Consider the following 20,932-nt stretch of genomic DNA (forward strand, 5'->3'; position numbering starts at 1 on the left):
AATAGGTTCTGAACCATATGCATGTTGACATATGGTTCAGAAATTTTAATTGCTATTATTCATCCCAGCTTGGGATAACTGCTCCACCGAACTCTTCCTCAATAAACGCCTTAACTTCTTCTGACTGATATGCTTTTCTTAGTTTTTCAAGGACAGCATCGTCTTTGTTTTCTTCTCTTACAACAAGGAAATTGACGTATGGAGAGTCACTTGATTCTAATGCAATGGAATCTTCCCGTGGCTTTAAGCCAGCTTCGATTGCGAAGTTTGTATTGATAGCTGCCGCATCCAATTCACTTAACTGCTTAGGTATTTGTGCCGCATCCAATTCGATAAACTCAATTTCTTTTGGGTTTTCTGCCAGATCGTAAATTGATGCGGTTTCCTTAGCATCTTCCTTAATTTTGATTAATCCAGCTTTTTCAAACACGAATAATGCTCGTGATCCATTTGTTGGATCATTTGGAAGTCCAACCTTTGCACCCTTTGGTAGGTCATCTAGACTTTCATATTTGTCTGAATATACACCCATTGGATTTAAAATCGTTTTCCCGACAGTCACTAAGTTTGTATCATGGTCAGCATTAAACTTTTCTAAAAATGGTAAGTGCTGATAACTGTTCACATCTATTTCTCCCTCAGCTAACGCCGTGTTTGGCATTACATAGTCGGAGAATACCTTTAATTCGAGTTCTAAACCATCTTTTGCTGCTACTTCTTTCGCTTTTTCCACAATTTGCTCGTGAGGTCCGGAAGTTACTCCAATTACTAGTTTCTTACTATCTAACTCCTCATGTTCACTTGATGACTTACTGCTTCCGCATGCCGCTAATACCCCAATCAATAATAATAAAGAAAATAAGATTGCTAGTTTTTTCATTTTGTTTTCCTCCTTAGTTAGTAAAAATGATTTGAAAATCCTTATCATAGAAACGAAAAGCCTCTCTTTCAAAAGAAAGAGAGGCGATTTTACACATCATAAAAATGAGTCGTCCCCCCTTATCTTTCAAAACATAAATGTTTTGCTGGAATTAGCACCTTTTCATGTCGATACATGAACGGTTGCCGAGCTTCATCGGGCCAGTCCCTCCGCTACTCTAGATAAAGGAAATTCAAATATAAAATTTTTTTACTTATGATTTAAAAATTTACAGGATAATGTTATTATTGTCAATAACTTTTTGAAACTTTTAAATAATTATACTAGGATGATATCTTTCGAACTGAATAAGGAGGCTGTAAATTAATGAATAGTTCTATTAGGGTCAATTACGCAACCGGACACACAGGAAAAGTTATTGCTGCTAGATTGTTACCAGGAACAGATTTAATAACGGGAATCGAGGAACTTTGTAAGGAAGCTGGGATTACATACGCTTCAGTGGCAAATTGTTTTGGAAGCTTTCAAAAGGCTGCTTATTTTTATCTAGTTCCCAAGCCAGAAAGTAATGTTGGTGCAGGTTACGGGGATTTGACTGTTTTAAATGGACCCATTGAATTTTTAAATGGTACAGGGGTAGTATGCCAACGGGATGGAGATTTCGAGACCCATTTACACGGAACTTTTTGTGACAAAGAAGGAAAAGTATATGGTGGCCACATCGTCAAAGGTCAAAATCCAGTCATCACCGTCGATCTAATCCTATCTGAAATAGTAGGTGTTGAACTATTTCGTAAATTTGACGAAGAAACAGGAGCCAACCAATTATATCCAGTAACAGCCGGAAAATCATTCCCTTTTACTATATCAAAATAGGATCATAGGGACAGGTTCATTATTCCAAAATTTAAACTAATTTAAACTTGAAATTTATCGGAAAACTTGGTATCATACTTACAAATCAAAAAGGCTGTATGTGACTGGCGCACGCGGATAACCGCGAGGGAGCATATAGTGTCGGAGCCGTTCGCCTGGGCAAGAGGTAAGGGAAAGTCCCTTGCCTCTTTCTGTTTATATTTTGGGTAAAGATAAACTTCCAAAACCCTAACAGATCCAGACCTCATAAATTCGTATATTGTATGTTTTATATAATTAATATCTATGATTAGGAAAGAGGTAGACGAGATGAGCACACTTGTTGAAAATCAAGTAAAAACGATCAAAACGTTAAATAATATCGCGGAAAGCGGGCTAAAGGTGTTCCAGAATGAGCATTTCACAATCGATGATCAAAGTGAGAACCCTGATGCAATTGTAGTTCGCAGCTTCAATATGCATGACCTTGAACTTGGTGATAACTTAAAAGCAATTGCACGCGCGGGTGTTGGTATTAATAATATTCCAGTTCAAAAATGCACGGAGAAAGGGATTGTTGTTTTTAATACACCAGGTGCCAACGCAAATGCTGTAAAGGAAATGGTTTTAACCTCTTTAATGGCTACATCCCGTAATGTATTTGCTGGTATTTCTTGGACAAAAACTTTAGAAGACAAAGGCGATGAAATTCCAGCGCTTGTTGAAAAAGGCAAAAAACAATTTGTCGGAAAAGAAATTAAAGGTAAAACGTTAGGGGTTATTGGATTAGGAGCAATTGGAGCACTAGTAGCAAACGATGCGCTTGATCTCGATATGGATGTAATCGGATTTGATCCATTCATCTCTGTTGATACAGCTTGGAACTTATCACGCAATGTACAGCGAGCAATGTCACTTGAACATCTTTTTGCAGAGTCCGACTACATTACCGTACACGTTCCATTAACAAACGATACAAAAGGTATGTTTAATAAAGAAACGTTCAGCATCATGAAGCCTGGTGTCTACATTATTAACTTCTCACGCGGAGAGCTTGTGAACGAAATTGATATGGCGGTTGCTCTTGAAGATGGAATCGTAGGAAAGTATATGACCGACTTCCCTAATGAAAATGTTTTAAAAATGAAAAATACCATTTGCACACCACATCTTGGAGCTTCAACAAATGAATCTGAGGAAAATTGTGCAATCATGGCAGCCCGTCAAACAAGAGAGTTTTTGCTAACAGGAAATATTAAAAACTCAGTGAACTTTCCAAACGCGTCTCTCCCTTATACAGGAAAAACTCGCGTAACAGCGTTCCATAAAAATGTACCAAACATGGTGGGTCAAATCACATCAGCTATCTCAAACTACGAGTTAAATATCGCGGACATGGTGAACAGAAGCCGCGGAGAATACGCATATACAATGATCGATATCGATAATAAAGTGAACGGTGAGATCGTTCCTAGTTTACTAGAAAAAATCCAGCAAATTAGCGGAATCGTTTCAGCACGTGTGATTTAATAGAAAAGAAGAAGCAAGGGCTCAACACCCTTGCTTCTTTTGTTTTCCGTTACGGGTTTAGTTTCACTAATTTAAAAAACCGCCTCTTCAGACACTTCTTTAGTATCCGTATTAATAAATAACTCATGAACGTTTACATCTGATGGCATGAGTGGGTGGTTGCGGATGGTATCGGCGCTTTTTTGCACATTATCGGTTGCTGTTTTGTTTCCCTCTAGCCATTCACGCAAACTTATACCATGAAATTCTGGCTTACAATTCTTGAAAAGATACTCCAGTGTTTCAAGTTTTTCCTGCGGGACAGAGGGACAGGTACATCGGCCAAGCTGAGACGATGTACCTGTCCCCTTGTCCCCAACTACAACTATATCTTTAATATTTTCGTGGTAAACTGTTACAATGATATCCCTCATGAGATCCCCGAAGGGTTGTAAAACTTCCCGTCCATAGCTGGTCAGGATGATCATATCCTTCGGGTTGATATCATTTACATATTGCGTTAAATTTTGAGGTTTATATTCTGTTTCAGTTACAAATAGCACTTTTCTTTTTTCGTTTGAATACATTCCACTCACCTCTTTAGCTTAATTGGCTTTCTAAGTCAGCTGAAAGTTTAAAGACTATGACCCGTTCTCCTGTCTGTGTACTAATATCCGTGTAAAAACTAGTTACTACATTGCCAGTAATTGTGTGAATAATATTTTTTAATTCTTCCACCCCAGACTCTACCAGGCTATTTCGGCTTTGTTTCACAGCTAAAATTCCTCGTTTTTCCTCACAAAGTGAATACTCAGCAGGGGTTAAAATTCCTCGTAAGACTACAATAATCATATCTCGTAAAATGTCCGATTTAACCGACACTGAGCCGCGGCCAAGATAACTTTTTTCCCAATGTGTTAATTCTTTGCTAATTTCAGCTTCGATTGCTCCTTTTGATTTCTCCATTATGATTCTTTCCTTCTTTCCTAGCAAAATTTCCTTCGCTCAAAGGGTGGTTAAGACCAACTCTCCCAGTGACCTTCTTGATCAATAGATGCGAGACGAATCCATCCGTTTTGAACCTTTTGGTGAAATAATGGATCACGCCCAAGCAGCTTTTCCACATATTTCTTTGGAGCTTGGATGACTACTAATAATCGGATTGGTTTATGATAGTATTCATCATCTGATTTCATTACTGACTGCCAAGGAAGACCGGTTAACAGGTCGCTAGCGTTCCCCTGCATGACTCCTATTCCAGATGTGACGGTTTGGGTCGCTTTATTCCCGCTGCCATAGTAATGGGGGGCAATAGTGGATGCATAGTATTGCAAGTTAATCCACTGACTAACGGTTGCTGGACCCGCAATAATGTTTGAAAGCAACTCGCCATATTTATCTTTTTTCCAAGAATAGTTATGAAGAAAAACTTCCCCATTCAAATTGCACTCTTTCGTAAGTTCACGTTCCCCGATAATAAATGCGGCATTTCGTGCAAGTCCCCACTCTGGGCGTACCTCACTCCAATCATCTGCAAAACGCACAGCTTCCTTACTAGGATTTTTACATTTTGAGGTGATCGTTGGCAAGTTCTGCATCCGTTCGGCATTTGCTTGTTGACTTACCTTTGGAAGAGCCTTCTGAATATTCTCAAACGCCCCCCTTGCTGATTCTGATAGCTCAGGAACATAAACCCAGTGAAGCTCATCGAGTGATGTAATATGCTCACTAGCTACAAAAACGGTATCATTCGGAATATAAATTCCCCGGTCCGAAAGATTTTTTCTTACGGTTGGCAGATTACATAGAGCAGCAAGCACCCTCGCGTTAAATTCACCTGATGCTCCCCCACATGCCCCACAGTCTAGCGAAGAAGCATATGGATTGTTCATACTGCGGCTTCCGTGTCCGCAAATCACAATCAATGGAGCAAAATTTTCAGTAAGCCCCATCATTCTTAAGGACTGTTCAACATAATGGACCTTCTCAGCTTCTGAAAATCCGACTGGCAACTCTGAGTTAGCATGGTGAACATGGTCTAATGAAAGTTTAGCAGAAGGTTTACGCAGCCACTTTTTACGCGCTTTACGAAAAACAGAGTTCGTACTCCGTGGAATAAAACTGCGAACTAATGTCTGCAACCCAAGCCACGGACCGCTAATTTCCGGCAATACAAGACTTGAAAATAAATTATGTTTCATCGTCTGAAAAGCAGCCTCAGGTGAATGTGTTGAGTGAACACGTTGTTCATAATGCTTCAAATCAATCTCAGGTAAAGATTCAATTACTTTAAGCTGCGGTTTATTCATAACCGGCAAAGATTGATGACTATGATTACTGCAAAGCTTCTTCGTTTCAATCGGTAAGCCAAAAAATCCAGCTGTGCCAAATGTTTCAAAAGGACCACTTTCTTCAAGTTTACGACGAAAAGGCTCAGATCGCACATCTATACAAAAGACGAATTGTGCTAGAATTTGATTTTCATTTTTTTTCGATTTCTGTTTTGCTCCTACTAGATTCATTAATCGATGTTCATAGGTTTTTTCCCATGCTTCCATCCAAAGGCGCTGACAGGTCATTTCATCAAAATTTATCCCAAGCGTAATTCGTGCTTTTAATTCAGATAAAGGCAGCTTGTTCCATTCATGAGCTGATAGATTACTATAACGAACACATGCTGTAATCAAGGTTTCTAAATTTATTTTATCTTCGTTGTTTTGTTCTTTTAATGGCAAATAGGGTTGGGTTAACGCCCACTCCATCGATACCCGGATAGCTAAATACTCCATAAGGAGGTCTGTATCCTTAGGTGATTGCTGAGAACGCCAAAGCATCATACCCGCCCAACCAGGCATAGCTAGCAGATGGGCTTCTAAATACTCTTGTATGTCTGGAAAAGGAATTTCTAGTCTGTTCAATACTTCTTTTAATGCAAATTCTGCATCAAAAGGCAAACCATCCAACTGCTTGCGAACTTTAGCATTCAGTGCTGGATCCAACTTAACAAGTTTTCGCCACGCATGATAAAAGCCTTCTTCCCGACTCGGCATAGACCAGGCATCCTGTGACTCGTCTAAATACAATTTACACCACTTAATGACATGATGGGCAAGCTCTTTAGCTACTCTCACCTCACCTAACTGTTCCAAACGCTGACTATATGTACGAACAGTATGGTCATTTTTAAATTGGAGTTTGAATTGGCCAGCCTTTTTTACAAGTCTCTTTAATTCAGAAGCCTCTAATTGATTGAAAGTTGCTTCATTGAAGAGAACTGCTTTGCAGTATTGCTCAGCTGATTCTCGTGACAATTCTAACGACTGTGAATCAAGCCACTTGTTAAGCCCGATTTCTAAAAAATTTAAGTCGATCTCTCCTTGATTTCTAGCCGTCTGTAACATGGTTTCACTCGGATAAATGTTTAGATTGTTAACATCATTCAGACGGCGGGCAACTTGTTCGAATGATCGCTGTTCTAAGCCTGCCCAAGGACTGCGAGCTGCAAACGTATGAATAGGGCCAATCGGTACAATTACCTTACTTGCTTCATCCACCAAATCATTCATGCCGAGATGAAAGGCATCGAGTTCCTTTTCCACGTAAAGATCTTTAGCTAATATGGTACTCATCATACATTCCTCCCTTGAGTGTTAAATACGTTGGATGGCTATCGATTGAGTCGTGTCGAGGTTCACTCAATTTGACAAGCCAAAGATAGATAAAAGCATAAACTTTTGTTGACCGATGACGAACTGACCACATACCTATCACACTTCCAGCCAATAAAATCACAAGTAGGACAACGGCTAAGATTAGGGGGGGCTGACTCCCCATTTGAATTGTTTCATCCAACAGATTAACAAAAGCGAAGTGGACAAGAACAAACACCACACCTACTACTAGTAACATCGAAAAACCAACAATACGCCCGATTTGGCCAAAACCCGATGCTACAAGCTTTTTCCAAGCATAGAACACTGACCACCCAATAATGACAGAGCTTATTAGCTGATACGTCCCCCCATGAGAGGTCAACCAAAAACAAGTGCCAACGAATACGCCTAAGGCGCCTCCGGTAATCGTCCATAATAATGACGTTGATTGAGATGAACGGGAAACTGGTCCATTCTGTTGAATAGCACTACCTGCCTGCAAGAAAAGGGTAGCTTTAAATAATCCATGTAAAATCGCATGAATAATGGCTGCCCAATAAGCGCCCAATGCACATTGAATGAGCATAAAAGCCATTTGGGCAATCGTAGAACCAACAAGCTGCCGTTTATAATCAACTTGAACCAACATCATTCCGGTTCCGATCAATACAGAAATACTGGCAAAAATAAGGAGGATAATCTGAGCTGGATCGCCATTAAAAAGAGGTGCAAATCGTGATAAAATCATTCCTCCGCCATTCACAATCCCTGCATGCATGACAGCAGAAATTGGCGTTGGCGCAACAACCGAGTCTAATAGCCAACGCTGAAATGGCCACTGTGCTGCGGGAATTACGACGGCTACAATAAGAAGGAGGTTTATACAGGTTTTCTCCCATGAATCTAGCTGTTTCATGCTATCTTCAGTAAGTAAGAGTGAAAGGTTCCAATGACCTGTAGATTGCGAGACCCAAATAATCGCAACTAACAGGATAAGCCAGCTACATAAAAATTGCTGACCAGAAATTTTTGCAGCATTTCTAGCTACCTGCCATTCCTTACGTAATCCGATTAATAGCGTCAATCCAAGAAGTGTCACGCCCCAGAAAATCAGGAGCAAACGAAGATCATCACTAAACCATGCGAGTGAATTAGCAACCGTGATAAGTGTTAATAATGCAAAATATTTCCGATACGAGCGGTCACCCAGTAAGTAGCGAACAGAAAATCGCTGGACAATTAATCCAACCGTCATTACAAATGCCGCCAATAGCCATGATAGGGCATCAATGCGCCAAGGCCCTACAATCGCGTTGCCATTACTTCCAATAAGCGCGATTATAGCCATTATTGGTGGCAGTGAGATGATGCCAATGTGAATCCGAATATAACTTATAGGAACCTTTGGATGTAAAAAAACGAATCCGCTAAGCAACGAAAGTGCAAGCAATATGTAAAATGCCTCATGCATGTTAACAAGATTAAATGAACCGAACATTTAGCCTCTCTCCCTTAATCAAGTGCGCTATTTATAGAAAAAGAAAAAAACCGACAATTTCAGGATTTAATGGCACTTTGACCATTAAACGTTGAAAATTGTCGGTTTACTTTTAAACGAACCATATTGGTTTTTTTACAGTCTACCGTCTTTATATCATTTTTTGAACCGTTCTTAACTTGCTTGATATTCCTATTTTCATAGATTAACTTTTTCATAAAATCAATAAAAATTATTAACCCAATGCTAAAGTAATCTGTATATTTATAGAAAAAGAACAAGTTTTAATTTGTGTAATATATTTTACTATTTTGTAAATATTTTTGTCAAGGGGATTTTTTGGGTTTATACTTCCTGGAACCAAACAATACCTTGTGCAAGAAGTGATTACATTATTTTAGAGAAGTGTTTCCTAGTAAAACTTTCTGTTTTAGTAAGCTATTTAATTTTTCCGAACTTAGAACCATTGCCGCAACAAAAAGAACGATACTAATAGGGAAGATTCCTATTGTCGAATAAGACGCAATGAATCCTAGTAGTGGCGGCATGAAGGTAGTGCCAGTATACGCAACCGCCATTTGATAGCCCATGATTGTCTGGGAATGTTTTTTCCCAAAACGTGTTGGCGTTTCATGAAGCATACATGGAAAAATCGGTGCTAATCCCAATCCCACAATAATAAAACCTACAAGCGAAAATATTGTCGGTAATGGTAAAAATAAAATAATGGCACCTGTTAAGGCAATTATTTGCCCTGTGCGAATAAGCGTACGGTTCGTCATTTTAAAGGTAACAAAGCCTGTTATCAACCGACCTATTGTTATTCCCGCATAATACAAAGAAACCCACTTCGCAGCCATAGCCGCATTTACGCCTTTTACATTTACCAAGAAACTGCTCCCCCAAAGCCCCACTGTCGCTTCGACCGCACAGTAAAACAAGAAGGCGGCTAGAGCTAGTTTAACCCCTTTAATTCGTAAAGGAGTTACATCCTTAGCACCTTCATTAACAGATTCATTTTCCTGATTCTCATTTAAAACAATATTGCTATTTTTATTCACTTTATTCCATAAAGGCAAGGTGAAAAGAAGAATGATCACCAACGCAAACTGAATTCCAGAAATAGCAAAATATCCATTTCTCCAAGAATTCCCGGCTACAAAAAACTGAGCCATAATAATGGGACCAAGAGTTGCCCCAACTCCCCAAAAACAATGTAACCAACTCATATGATGTGCCTTATAATGTGTAGCCACATAATCGTTTAATCCCGCATCAACTGCACCCGCTCCTAATCCAAGTGGGATTGCACATACAACTAACCAACCAACTGATGGTGCAAAATGAAAGCCTAGTAGAGCACAGGCTGTCATTAAGACACTCACAAATGTGACTTTTCCTGTCCCGAACCGTTTCAGGGCCTTTCCACTAATTAAACTGGAGATAATTGTACCGCCTGCAACCGTCATAAACAGGAACCCAGCTGTCTCAAGTGGAGCTCCCAAATCCGGTTGCATTACCGGCCACGCTGCCCCCAACAATGAATCAGGAAGTCCTAAGCTGATAAAAGCCAAATAAATGATGATTAAAAGGATTGTTGTCATATTTAAACCTCGCTTTTGTTAATCGGTGTTTCATTCAACATAATTTCAATTCCAAGCCTCTGTAATCCAGATAAATAATAGTGTGTGGATTGATAATCGCTACAAATATTGACAATATATCATATAGATTGTCAATATTTCAATTGGGAATATCATTTCGAATTGACTTTACACCGTTACCAATTCTTTTATTTGACCTTCCATTCTACCTAGATAGTTTTATTGTTGGTCCTCAGATTTTCCCAATAATTAAATTCTGGTTCATTTACCGAACATTAATAATAAAATTATTAATAACGTACGTGTTTATTGTTGATATCAGTTCGTTTTATTGTTAAAATAATTTGTGTGAGTGGAATTACCGATCTTTAACAGGTATTGAAACATTAATAATTTGTGTAGTATACCGCTACAAAGGGAAGATTATTAGTGCAAATTGAAATATTCGAGGAGGATTAATTTTGATTGAACGTTACACTAGAGCAGAAATGGGAAAGATTTGGACTGAAGAAAATAAGTTCAATGCATGGTTAGAAGTTGAAATCTTAGCATGTGAAGCATGGAGTGAACTTGGAATCATCCCCAAAGAAGATGTAATAGAAATTCGTAAAAAAGCGTCCTTTGATATTAATCGAATATATGAAATAGAACAAGACACCCGTCATGATGTGGTTGCCTTTACTCGCGCAGTATCAGAAACTCTAGGTGAGGAACGTAAATGGGTTCACTATGGATTAACTTCCACTGACGTAGTCGATACAGCTCTTTCTTATCTTATTAAACAAGCAAATGAAATTCTTCGTAAAGACTTACACAACTTCATCGAAATTTTAAAAAACAAAGCCATCGAACATAAACATACCGTTATGATGGGACGGACACATGGAGTGCACGCGGAACCAACCACATTTGGACTCAAACTCGCTCTTTGGTATGAAGAAATGAAACGTAATTTAGAACGTTTTGAATTGGCTGCCAAAGATATGGCTTTTGGTAAATTATCTGGAGCCGTTGGCACCTATGCAAACATTGATCCATTTGTTGAGAAGTATGTTTGCGAAAAGCTCGGTCTCTCACCTGCACCTGTCTCCACACAAACCTTACAGCGTGATCGCCATGCTGCATATATTTCAACACTTGCATTAATCGCAACATCCATTGAAAAATTCGCAACCGAAATTCGAGGGCTACAAAAGACAGAGACTCGGGAAGTGGAGGAACATTTTGCTAAAGGCCAAAAAGGTTCTTCAGCGATGCCACATAAACGTAATCCGATTGGTTCAGAGAACATGACAGGCATGGCACGTGTTTTGCGCGGATATATGGTAACTTCCTACGAGAATGTTAGCTTATGGCATGAACGTGATATTTCTCATTCATCAGCAGAACGTGTAATTTTACCAGACGCTACGATTGCACTTAATTACATGCTAAATCGTTTCAGTAATATTGTGAAGAACTTAACAGTGTTCCCAGAAAACATGAAGCGTAACATGGATAAAACCCATGGAGTTATTTTCTCCCAACGTGTTTTACTTAAATTAATTGATAAGGGTATGGCAAGAGAAGCTGCATATGACATTGTTCAGCCAAAAGCTATGGAAGCATGGGAAACAGAAACCCACTTTAAACAACTCGTCGAACAAGATAAAAAAATCATTCAAACCCTTACCCAGGAAGAAATTGATGACTGCTTTGACTATACATGGCATTTGAAAAATGTTGATGTTATTTTTGATCGTTTAGGGTTTACGAAAGGGAGAATAATATGAAAGCTGAGCTCCTATATGAAGGGAAAGCGAAGAGAGTGTTTCAAGCAGCTGACCAACCAGATAAATTAGTTTTATCCTATAAAAACGATGCTACTGCATTTAATGGAAAAAAGAAAGCTACCTTTGCTGGAAAAAGTCGTTTAAATAATAAAATCTCATCACAAATTTTTGAATACCTTCGCGAAAAAGGAATGGAATCTCATTTTATCAAGCAATTAAATGAGAACGACCAGCTTGTCAAGAAATCGGATATCATTCCACTTGAAGTAGTTGTTCGTAATATAGCAGCGGGAAATATCACCAAACGTTTAGGAATAAAAGAGAAGACTCCCTTCATTCCGCCACTCGTGGAATTATATTTCAAAAATGACGACCTAGGTGATCCATTGATAAATGACGAGCATGCTCTATTATTAACGAAGATTACGTCAACAGAATTACAGGAAATTAAATCTAAGGCACTTCAAATAAATAAGTTGTTAATGTTATTATTTTTAGAAGTAAATGTGGTATTAGTAGATTTTAAGTTAGAGTTTGGAAAAATAAAAGATGCTATTGTCCTCTCGGATGAAATATCACCAGACACATGTCGCCTGTGGGATAAAGAGACAGAAGATAAATTGGATAAAGATGTGTTTCGTCAAGGTACAGGGGATTTAATTGAGGTATATGAAGAAATTTTACGCCGACTGGAACGAATAGTTTGATAATGCCAAAGCAATGGATACGCTTTGGGAGTACTTTTTATTATTTCTAGTCATTTTTTTCAGTTGGGGCAAAGAAACCCCAACTGATTTTTATTAGGTTCAAATTCTATTTGTTTTTCTCTTACACAGGGCGGACGGGTACTTTGTAAATAAGGAGAAATAGAATCTTCCATTTACTATTTTCAGCTAATTACTACATGGGTTTTATAACCTTGCTATCCGTTCATACACATCTTTTAAACTGCAACAGCCTTCATTACTAAGTTTCTTAATATAGAGCTCCCACAGCTCTGCAGTCATAATCGCATCACCTAAAGCATGATGCCGATTTCGAATCCCAAGCCCAGATAAGGTGCAATAATCATCAAGACTCACAATGTTTTTATCTGGAACAACTATGTTAAATACTAATGATGTATCAACTATTCGATGTTGATATGGTTTTTTGAACGCTTTCCAGTTGGCATGCTGCAAAAACTGCTTTTCATGACTAGCATGGTGCGCAACAAGTGTATCGCTTTGAACAAATTGATAAAAACTGATAAGTACTTCCGACAGGTCTGGAGCCGCTTGTAAATCTGATTCATGTAGTCCTGTTAAGGTCTTAATATCGGGAGAAAGGATTCCGTTATTGTGAACAAGTGAATAAAAAGTTTCTCCATCACACATTTTTCCATTTTTACATTTTACTGCACCAATTGAAAGAATTTGATCGCCTCGCCCGGGGTAAAATCCTGTCGTTTCAAAATCAAATACGACAACATTCAGTTCATGTAGGGGGATATATAAGCTTTTTTCGGTCTCCAGCTCTTTTTCCAAATTTCTTAAAAAAGCTAGATGTTTTGGATCGGCTTTGCCGATCAATGGCGTATAAATATTTGAGGAAATCTTGCCACGAAACTGCTTTACAAACTGAAACAAAAGGTTATCTTTCATTCTTTATTGCCCCTTGTACCATCCATTCTGAAAACCTTTGAATTTTTCCTACATCTTTCAATATCTGCTTTATCTCAAGTTTTTCTAGTTTATTCAGCCTTTTTATATTGAGATAATGTCCAGACTCATAACCTTTTGCATCATCATGCAATAACCTGTAATACATTAGCTTCTTAAAATTTGAGTGATGAGTATCCATTATCTTCACGTACATATCACTCAAACAAAGGGATTCCATTCGAGCCAGTGTCGATGTTGAATCAATTTTTTCTATTATTGACAGTAAACGAACAGCGTTAACATAAGGAAAAAGGGCGGTCATTTTTAGATCAATATACCCCGTATATGGACCTGACGAGACAGTCAAAAATTGATTAAACAAACCAATTGCTTTTACAGTGTGCTTTGTGTTTTCTAATAATCTCACCAAAACAGATGGTTGCTTCTCGATGGTTTGATAAATGATATTTTTTAATGTCTGTACCCCTTTCTCTTCTCCAACAACTACTCTAGCATCATAAAAAATTAATAAGTACCTTAAGGATTTCCACGTATCATCATGGATCCATTTTTTTATTTGAATCTCCCAGTCTCTTTTCGATTGACACCATAATGGATTGGAGCTCATTACATCCCCTTCACAAAGAGGGTAACCAACATAATCCAACGCCGAAACAAGCCTCTTCCCAAAAATGAAAAAATATGAAGCTGCAGACTCATTATCCTCTTCATAAATGATGCCATGGTCCTGATCACTAATTACAGCCTGTTCACATCTTCCCGCACTTCCCATAACAAACCATGAAAATTCACAAGGCGGGGTTCCGTAGTCTTTCATCATTTCCTTTAATGTGATCTCACACACATTTTTCATGACAAAATCATGAATAAGATGTAACTTATCAGTATTTATTTGCTGTGCTAACACGTTGTCATTATGCCATTTTTTTATAGATTGATAAGGTTCAAGTAACCCTTGCATGTTATTACACATCCTTACTGCTTCCTGAAATGTTGATACAAACGGTAAAACAGTATATCTTCAAAGAATCAAAAAGGATAGGTGGGGGATAATCCCCCCGTAAAATGAAGTTTCACTTTATTGAAAGGATGCTAGAATCCCTTTACTCTTTTAATGGTTGGGAAGATAATACATTGGTTAATACGACTGTTTTGGGGTCCTTATTCGGAAATGCTTCAGGGTACCCATAACTTCCATGTTCACTTAAATCCAACCCAATCAACTCTTGTTCTTCTGTTACTCTAAGCCCATTCAATATTTTTTTCATGATGAGTATTAGACAAAAGGACATAGCAAATGCATAGGCTGCTGATACAGCAATTCCCATCGTTTGAACTCCAAGCTGTGCGAAACCTCCACCATAAAATAGTCCTGCCTGACCTACTGTTGCTAATTCTGGAGTGGCGAAAAATCCCGTTGATAAAGTTCCCCATATCCCTGCAATTCCATGAACGGAAAGAGCGAAAATTGGATCGTCTATTTTGCGTTTTTCAAAAAATCTAGCACTATAGAAAACCATAATTCCTGCTATAAATCCAATGACTACTGACGCCCAAGTTTCTACAAACGCACATGATGCTGTAATAGCGACGAGCCCTGCTAATGTTCCATTCAACATCGTCGGGATATCAGATTTACCTAAAACAATCCATGAGATCAGTAACGCACTAATTGCTCCAGCTGCTGCAGCTAAAGCTGTATTTAAAGCAACAAAGGCAAAGAACCCATCCTCTACTCCTAACGTACTGCCTGCATTGAACCCAAACCAACCTATAAATAAAATTAATACACCTAAAGCTGTGTACACCTGATTATGTCCACTTAAAATATTGGCAGTGCCATTTGCATTATATTTACCAATTCTCGGTTTTAATAATATTGTAGCCGCTAGGGCCGCCATAGCACCTGTTAAATGAACGACTGTGGATCCCGCAAAATCTTGTTTCCCGTGCTCGGCTAACCAACCGCCACCCCAAATCCAATGAGCTATTACTGGATAAACAAGCGCTGAAAATAGCACCGCAAATACAAGATACACAGAAAGCTTTGCTCTTTCTGCAAAACCGCCAAAGGCAATCGCTAAAGAAATTCCAGCAAAAGCAAGTTGAAAAACAAAGAAAGCAGTTGTTGAATAGGGGCTTCCTTCTACCTCACTACCAGAAAAGAAAAAGTCTGACATGCCTGCAAAAAAGTTTCCATTTCCTCCAAAAATAAATCCGTAGCCAACTGCCCAGAAAACTAAAGATGCAATTCCAAACGAAAAGATGGTCTTTCCGGCAATATGGCCAGCATTCTTCATTCGAGTCGATCCCGTTTCTAGTAATATGAATCCACCTTGCATGAAAATAACCAAGATAGCTCCTATCATAATCCAAACACTATTCAGGTAAAATAACTCACCCATTTCCGTTCCTCCCTTTTTTTCATTTTTTATGTGTAACAGGGGACAAGCCCCTGTTACACTGTTAGTTGTCTCCAATGGTAAGATTTAAATGTTCAAGGCACATCAGCGATTCCCTTAATACTGTGTCAAATATTGCTCGCGTTCCCAAGAGTGAACTTGAGTTCTAAATAGATCCCATTCGATTTCTTTTGCTTCTATAAAATGTTCAAACAAATGACTGTCTAAAGCATTGATGACGACTTCATTTGTCTTTAATAGTTCGAGAGCTTGTGCCAATGTGGCTGGCAAATCAATAATGCCAAATTCCTCACGTTGCTCTTTAGACATCACATATATATTTCGGTCTACTGGTTCTGGAGCTATAATGTTATTTTTGATTCCATCTAATCCAGCAGCGAGTAAGACTGCCATTGCTAGATAGGGATTTGCAGAAGGGTCAACACTACGAACTTCGACACGAGTGCTCAAGCCACGTGAAGCTGGTATACGGATCAGCGGGCTTCTGTTTCTTGCCGACCATGCCACATAACATGGAGCTTCATATCCAGGAACTAACCGTTTATAAGAGTTAACTGTTGGATTAGTAATTGCCGTGAAACTTGGAGCATGCTTTAAGATTCCTGCCAAAAAGCTTCTCGCAGTGTCACTCATTTCCAATTCACCATTTGGATCATAAAAGGCATTCTCTTCACCTTTGAATAAGCTTAGATTACAGTGCATCCCTGAGCCATTTATTCCAAACAATGGCTTTGGCATAAAGGTCGCTAACAACCCATGTTTACGCGCAATTGTTTTTACAACTAGTTTAAAGGTTTGAATATCATCACAAGCTTTTAAAGCGGTTTGATATTTAAAGTCTATTTCATGTTGACCAGGTGCTACCTCATGATGAGAAGCCTCAATTTCAAAGCCCATTTCTTCTAGTTCCAATACAATATCACGTCTACAATTTTCCCCTAGATCTGTCGGTGCAAGGTCGAAATAGCCGCCATGATCATTCAATTCAAGTGTTGGTTCACCCTTTTCATCAAGTTTAAATAAGAAAAATTCAGGTTCAGGACCCACATTGAAATCGGTAAATCCTAGATCCTCCATTTCTTTTAAAATTCTTTTCAGATTATTACGGGGATCTCCTTCGAAGGGAGTTCCATTTGGATGATAAATATCACAGATAAATCGTGCTACCTTCCCTTTTTCTGCTGTCCAAGGAAAAATAACAAATGTATCTAGATCAGGGTATAAATACATATCAGACTCCTCAATTCGCACAAAGCCCTCAATCGAAGAACCATCAAACATCATTTTATTGTCTAATGCTTTTTCTAACTGGCTTATTGGAATTTCTACATTTTTAATCGTTCCAAATAAATCAGTAAATTGTAAGCGAATGTACCGTACATTATGTTCTTTTACCATTTCCATTACTTTCTCTCTGTTCATCTCATTCGCACTCCTTAATTTTTAAATTTCTAACTCTCCATGACATATATAAGCAGCTTCTCCTCTTTTCCAAACATGGCCTTGTTCATCCCACCTTATGGTCAAATCTCCTCCAGGAAGATGAACGGTTATTGGCTCATATTTAGTAAGCAATTGATTCAATGTAGCAGCAACTACTGCTGCGCAAGCACCTGTACCACAAGCCATTGTGATTCCTGAACCTCGCTCCCACACCCGATAATCTATCTCCTGAGAACCTTTAATTTGAACGATTCCTACGTTCACCCGATCTGGGAATAGACTGGCACTTTCTATCACAGGTCCTATTTTTTCTAACGGAACTGACTTTACATCTTCCACAAAGATGATTGCATGTGGATTGCCCATCGAGACGCAGGTCAGATGATATTCCTCTTCTGCAAAGGTATAGGGTTCATTAATTGCCGTATTAAATGGATCACCCTCCATAGGAACCATGCCTTTTAATAACTTCGGTTCGCCCATATCGACGTTAACGTATCGAACAGATTGTTTATTACCCTGCTCCACCTCTACCTGAGCGTTGACAACACTACCCAACGTTTCAATTGTAAAGCGTTGACGGGTTGCATACATGTGATCGAACAGAAACTTAGCAACACAGCGAAGGCCATTCCCGCAATTCTTAGCTTCAGAGCCATCTTCATTAAAAATTCTCATTTTAAAATCAGCGATCTCTGAAGGGCAGATAAGGATGATACCATCAGAACCAATTCCAAAGTTTACGTCGGAGACCTTTCTTGAAAGCTCAGAATATATCTGTTCCTCTAGAACATTATTTGGATCGTCCAGTTGATTAAAAATCACATAATTATTTCCCAATCCATGCATTTTCGTAAAATTCATCTGTTTCCACCTCCTTTTAAAAGATGAATTTGGAACTAGTCAGCCTTGCTCTTATCTCATCGAATATTCGCTGCTCTTCTTCTAATCCATCAGCTTGAAAGGTAACAGAGAATCGTACATATGTGCCGGCATCATCCCACGGAACAGTCGAAATTAAATGCTCATGAATTAAATAGGAACTAAACTCTTCTGCGGACTGAAATTTCGGTCCATTTTCTACTGCACTTGGAACCTTTGTATATAAGAAAAAAGATCCTTTTGGTTTGTTTGCATGAAATCCACACTCTCGCAAAATGGCTGATAAACGTTCATGGCGTCGTGAATATTTCTCTGCGGTTTGTATCGTTATTTCTGGATGTGACAAGGTAAAGGCCGCGGCCTTTTGAATCGGTATAAATTGACCAGAATCACAATTGTCCTTTATGGCTGCAAATGCAGAGACAAGTTTAGCGTTACCTGCTATGAAACCAATGCGCCATCCTGTCATATTGAAGGATTTTGATAAAGAATGCAGCTCGATACCAACCTCTTTTGCTCCAGGTACAGATAAGAAACTAAGCGGTTTTTCTCCATCAAATACAAGTGCGGCATAAGCAGCATCATGGATAACAATCAACTCATGCTTTTTAGCAAACTGTACAACCTCCTTAAAGAATTCCCGGCTTGCCACTGCACCTGTTGGATTGTTTGGATAATTTAAATAGAGTAATTTAGATTTTTTCAACACACTATCAGACAATGAATCTAGTCTTGGAAGAAAGGCGTTTTCTTCCAAGAGCGGTAGATGGACAACCTTTCCACCTAGGTAGATTGTATGTGTACCTAAAATTGGATAGTTTGGTGATGGCATAATTGTCACATCACCCGGATTGATAAATGCTGTTGGTAGCATAGCCAACGCTGATTTTGAGCCGATAACATGATTGATTTCCGCTTCAGGGTCAAGTCCACCAACCCCAAATACTTCTTCCATATAATCAGCTGCTGCTTGCTTAAATTCTTGTATTCCATTATCGGCATAAAAGCGATTCTCTACCTTTTCCGCTTCTTCTGCCAATTTTCTAACAACCCTCTCATCTGCCATAGCGTCTGGTTCACCGACCCCAAGATCGATTAAGGTCTTACCAGGATTTTTTTGCAATGCCTCACGCTTTGCTCTTTTGATTTTTTCAAACTTATAAATTTCATTCTTTAAGCCAAATTGTGATCCACCTATACGGTCTGCAAATAGTTGCTGCATATAATCAATTTCCAACATACCGTTTCCCCCATATTCTTACGCCATCTTTCCCATGATGTAATCATGACACTCCAAAGCAGCTTCTTTTCCTTCTTGAATCGCCCAAACAATTAAGCTTGCACCTATTCGAGCATCACCAGCAGCAAATATGCCTTCTTCATGTGTGTGATATTTTCCCTTGTTTACCTCGATCGTAGAGCGTCGATTTACTGTGACCTTGCTATCTTTGAACATGTCTGTTTCAGGACCTTCAAAACCGATCGCTAGTAATATCAATTGGGCTGGCCACGTTTTTTCCGTTCCTGGAATTACTTCCCTTATTTTTTGGCCATTTTCCTTTATCCTTGTTTTTATCTCGGCGCTTTTAACTCCCGCTACCCTTCCATTTTCATCATTAATAAATTCAAGTGCAGTTGTAGCAAACTCTCTTGGATCATGCCCGAATACACTAGCTGCCTCTTCCTGACCGGTATCCACTTTATGAATAATTGGATATTGTGGCCACGGGTTGTCATCAGCGCGGTTATTTGGACGAATCGGATAAATATCAAACTGAACAAGACTGTTACAGTTCTGTCGTATCGCAGTGGAGACGCAGTCTGTGGCTGTATCCCCACCTCCAATGACAACGACGTCTTTCCCCTCTGTGGAAATAAAATTTCCATCAGCTAATTCAGAATCAAGAAGGCTTTTCGTATTTACATGTAAGTAATCCATTGCAAAGTGGATTCCTCCAAGCCCTCTTCCCGAGAGCTTTAAGTCCCGTGGTCGAGTAGAACCTATACAAAGGATTACCGCATCATTTTCTGAACGCAATTGCTCCAATGATAGTTGTTTTCCTATTTCCGTATTAGGAACAAACTGGATGCCTTCCTCTTTCAACAAATTAATTCTGCGATCAACAACATGCTGCTCAATCTTCATTTTAGGAATCCCGTATGTTAGCAAGCCGCCAATCCGGTCAGCACGTTCGTACACTGTCACTGTGTGACCATGTTGATTTAAAATGGACGCGCATGAGAGTCCCGCAGGTCCGGAGCCGATAATAGCCACTTTTTTACCTGTCCGATGTACAGGAATTTGTGGCCTAACCCATCCTTCTTCAAATGCCTTATCAATAATGGCCCGTTCAATGTTTTTAATGGTAACTGAATCATTGGCGAGCGAGGCAACACACCCACCCTCACATGGTGCCGGACAAGCACGTCCAGTAAATTCCGGGAAAGGATTCGTCACGCTAAGACGCTCGTATGCCTCCCTCCAGTTTCCTTTATAAACGAGGTCATTCCATTCTGGAATTAAGTTATAAATTGGACATCCTGTCGTCATCCCCGCTAGCTGACTGCCATTTTGACAAAAGGGTACAGCGCAATCCATACATCGAGAAGCCTGCGTGCGTAAAACATTTTCAGAGGGCAGCTGAGCAATTTCTTTCCAATCTTTAACCCTTTCTAACGGGTCACGATAGAGTACTGAACTCCTTTCATGGTTAATAAACCCTGATATGTTTCCCATCTATCTAACCCC

The 20,932-nt window shown here is 39.1% G+C and carries 17 protein-coding genes and 2 riboswitches; of the genes, 4 read left to right on the forward strand and 13 right to left on the reverse strand.

Annotated elements, in window-relative coordinates; genetic code table 11:
- Positions 1-55: 55 nt before the first annotated feature.
- Positions 56-880, reverse strand: coding sequence for a MetQ/NlpA family ABC transporter substrate-binding protein (locus tag LKW28_RS14450; protein WP_229141052.1), 825 nt, complete (start codon positions 878-880; stop codon positions 56-58).
- 116 nt (positions 881-996) lie between these two features.
- Positions 997-1,108, reverse strand: a riboswitch (SAM riboswitch).
- A 138-nt stretch (positions 1,109-1,246) separates the two neighbouring features.
- Between LKW28_RS14450 and LKW28_RS14455 the strand changes: the two genes are divergently transcribed.
- Both LKW28_RS14455 and LKW28_RS14460 read left to right on the forward strand, forming a co-directional pair.
- Complete coding sequence (locus LKW28_RS14455) at positions 1,247-1,756, forward strand: PPC domain-containing DNA-binding protein (protein ID WP_229141053.1); 510 nt, start codon at positions 1,247-1,249, stop codon at positions 1,754-1,756.
- A gap of 90 nt (positions 1,757-1,846) precedes the next feature.
- A riboswitch (ZMP/ZTP riboswitch) is annotated at positions 1,847-1,924 on the forward strand.
- Between the two features lie 141 nt (positions 1,925-2,065).
- Positions 2,066-3,265: a phosphoglycerate dehydrogenase gene (locus LKW28_RS14460; protein ID WP_229141054.1), complete on the forward strand. Its 1,200-nt coding sequence runs from the start codon at positions 2,066-2,068 to the stop codon at positions 3,263-3,265.
- Between the two features lie 71 nt (positions 3,266-3,336).
- Here LKW28_RS14460 and LKW28_RS14465 read toward each other — a convergent pair whose 3' ends face one another.
- The 5 genes from LKW28_RS14465 to LKW28_RS14485 all read right to left on the reverse strand — a co-directional run bounded on the left by LKW28_RS14465 (position 3,337) and on the right by LKW28_RS14485 (position 9,999).
- Entirely contained in the window at positions 3,337-3,831 is a 495-nt protein-coding gene (locus LKW28_RS14465) for a carbonic anhydrase (RefSeq protein ID WP_229141055.1), read from the reverse strand.
- 13 nt (positions 3,832-3,844) lie between these two features.
- The gene (locus LKW28_RS14470; protein ID WP_229141056.1) at positions 3,845-4,210 is read right to left on the reverse strand and encodes a DUF2294 domain-containing protein; all 366 of its coding nucleotides are present in this window, start codon (positions 4,208-4,210) and stop codon (positions 3,845-3,847) included.
- Positions 4,211-4,260: 50 nt separating this feature from the next.
- On the reverse strand, positions 4,261-6,873 hold the full coding sequence (locus tag LKW28_RS14475) for a DUF2309 domain-containing protein (RefSeq protein ID WP_229141057.1): 2,613 nt from the start codon (positions 6,871-6,873) through the stop codon (positions 4,261-4,263).
- Positions 6,854-8,395 (reverse strand): NADH dehydrogenase subunit 5, encoded by a 1,542-nt coding sequence (locus LKW28_RS14480; RefSeq protein WP_229141058.1) that lies wholly within the window; start codon positions 8,393-8,395, stop codon positions 6,854-6,856. The genes LKW28_RS14475 and LKW28_RS14480 overlap by 20 nt, the downstream gene beginning before the upstream one ends.
- A 392-nt stretch (positions 8,396-8,787) precedes the next feature.
- Complete coding sequence (locus tag LKW28_RS14485) at positions 8,788-9,999, reverse strand: MFS transporter (RefSeq protein ID WP_229141059.1); 1,212 nt, start codon at positions 9,997-9,999, stop codon at positions 8,788-8,790.
- Positions 10,000-10,460: 461 nt separating this feature from the next.
- On the opposite strand from LKW28_RS14485, the gene purB reads away from it, so the two are divergent.
- Positions 10,461-11,771, forward strand: a complete 1,311-nt coding sequence (purB, locus tag LKW28_RS14490; protein ID WP_229141060.1) for an adenylosuccinate lyase — start codon at positions 10,461-10,463, stop codon at positions 11,769-11,771.
- A complete protein-coding gene (purC, locus tag LKW28_RS14495; RefSeq protein ID WP_229141061.1) occupies positions 11,768-12,478 on the forward strand; it encodes a phosphoribosylaminoimidazolesuccinocarboxamide synthase in 711 nt (236 codons plus the stop codon). The genes purB and purC overlap by 4 nt, the downstream gene beginning before the upstream one ends.
- A gap of 204 nt (positions 12,479-12,682) precedes the next feature.
- Here the strand turns inward: purC and LKW28_RS14500 are convergent, their stop codons facing one another.
- The 7 genes from LKW28_RS14500 to LKW28_RS14530 all read right to left on the reverse strand — a co-directional run bounded on the left by LKW28_RS14500 (position 12,683) and on the right by LKW28_RS14530 (position 20,920).
- A complete protein-coding gene (locus tag LKW28_RS14500; protein WP_229141062.1) occupies positions 12,683-13,414 on the reverse strand; it encodes an exonuclease domain-containing protein in 732 nt (243 codons plus the stop codon).
- Positions 13,404-14,396 (reverse strand): DUF294 nucleotidyltransferase-like domain-containing protein, encoded by a 993-nt coding sequence (locus LKW28_RS14505; protein ID WP_229141063.1) that lies wholly within the window; start codon positions 14,394-14,396, stop codon positions 13,404-13,406. The genes LKW28_RS14500 and LKW28_RS14505 overlap by 11 nt, the downstream gene beginning before the upstream one ends.
- A gap of 142 nt (positions 14,397-14,538) precedes the next feature.
- The gene (locus LKW28_RS14510; RefSeq protein WP_229141064.1) at positions 14,539-15,840 is read right to left on the reverse strand and encodes an ammonium transporter; all 1,302 of its coding nucleotides are present in this window, start codon (positions 15,838-15,840) and stop codon (positions 14,539-14,541) included.
- Between the two features lie 114 nt (positions 15,841-15,954).
- Entirely contained in the window at positions 15,955-17,280 is a 1,326-nt protein-coding gene (gene glnA, locus LKW28_RS14515; RefSeq protein WP_229141065.1) for a type I glutamate--ammonia ligase, read from the reverse strand.
- A gap of 21 nt (positions 17,281-17,301) precedes the next feature.
- On the reverse strand, positions 17,302-18,165 hold the full coding sequence (dapF, locus tag LKW28_RS14520; RefSeq protein ID WP_229141066.1) for a diaminopimelate epimerase: 864 nt from the start codon (positions 18,163-18,165) through the stop codon (positions 17,302-17,304).
- Positions 18,166-18,181: 16 nt separating this feature from the next.
- Positions 18,182-19,423, reverse strand: coding sequence for an LL-diaminopimelate aminotransferase (locus tag LKW28_RS14525; RefSeq protein WP_229141067.1), 1,242 nt, complete (start codon positions 19,421-19,423; stop codon positions 18,182-18,184).
- A gap of 18 nt (positions 19,424-19,441) precedes the next feature.
- Positions 19,442-20,920, reverse strand: a complete 1,479-nt coding sequence (locus LKW28_RS14530) for a glutamate synthase subunit beta (protein WP_229141068.1) — start codon at positions 20,918-20,920, stop codon at positions 19,442-19,444.
- Positions 20,921-20,932: the final 12 nt, after the last annotated feature.

It is taken from the genome of Bacillus sp. REN16, assembly GCF_020731355.1.
Taxonomy (GTDB): domain Bacteria; phylum Bacillota; class Bacilli; order Bacillales; family Bacillaceae_L; genus Ferdinandcohnia.

Coding starts and splice junctions, on each gene's coding strand:
- LKW28_RS14450 (WP_229141052.1), bottom strand. CDS start 880: ATGAAAAAACTAGCAATCTTATTTTCTTTATTATTATTGATTGGGGTA.
- LKW28_RS14455 (WP_229141053.1), top strand. CDS start 1,247: ATGAATAGTTCTATTAGGGTCAATTACGCAACCGGACACACAGGAAAA.
- LKW28_RS14460 (WP_229141054.1), top strand. CDS start 2,066: ATGAGCACACTTGTTGAAAATCAAGTAAAAACGATCAAAACGTTAAAT.
- LKW28_RS14465 (WP_229141055.1), bottom strand. CDS start 3,831: ATGTATTCAAACGAAAAAAGAAAAGTGCTATTTGTAACTGAAACAGAA.
- LKW28_RS14470 (WP_229141056.1), bottom strand. CDS start 4,210: ATGGAGAAATCAAAAGGAGCAATCGAAGCTGAAATTAGCAAAGAATTA.
- LKW28_RS14475 (WP_229141057.1), bottom strand. CDS start 6,873: ATGAGTACCATATTAGCTAAAGATCTTTACGTGGAAAAGGAACTCGAT.
- LKW28_RS14480 (WP_229141058.1), bottom strand. CDS start 8,395: ATGTTCGGTTCATTTAATCTTGTTAACATGCATGAGGCATTTTACATA.
- LKW28_RS14485 (WP_229141059.1), bottom strand. CDS start 9,999: ATGACAACAATCCTTTTAATCATCATTTATTTGGCTTTTATCAGCTTA.
- purC (WP_229141061.1), top strand. CDS start 11,768: ATGAAAGCTGAGCTCCTATATGAAGGGAAAGCGAAGAGAGTGTTTCAA.
- LKW28_RS14500 (WP_229141062.1), bottom strand. CDS start 13,414: ATGAAAGATAACCTTTTGTTTCAGTTTGTAAAGCAGTTTCGTGGCAAG.
- LKW28_RS14505 (WP_229141063.1), bottom strand. CDS start 14,396: ATGCAAGGGTTACTTGAACCTTATCAATCTATAAAAAAATGGCATAAT.
- LKW28_RS14510 (WP_229141064.1), bottom strand. CDS start 15,840: ATGGGTGAGTTATTTTACCTGAATAGTGTTTGGATTATGATAGGAGCT.
- glnA (WP_229141065.1), bottom strand. CDS start 17,280: ATGAACAGAGAGAAAGTAATGGAAATGGTAAAAGAACATAATGTACGG.
- dapF (WP_229141066.1), bottom strand. CDS start 18,165: ATGAATTTTACGAAAATGCATGGATTGGGAAATAATTATGTGATTTTT.
- LKW28_RS14525 (WP_229141067.1), bottom strand. CDS start 19,423: ATGTTGGAAATTGATTATATGCAGCAACTATTTGCAGACCGTATAGGT.
- LKW28_RS14530 (WP_229141068.1), bottom strand. CDS start 20,920: ATGGGAAACATATCAGGGTTTATTAACCATGAAAGGAGTTCAGTACTC.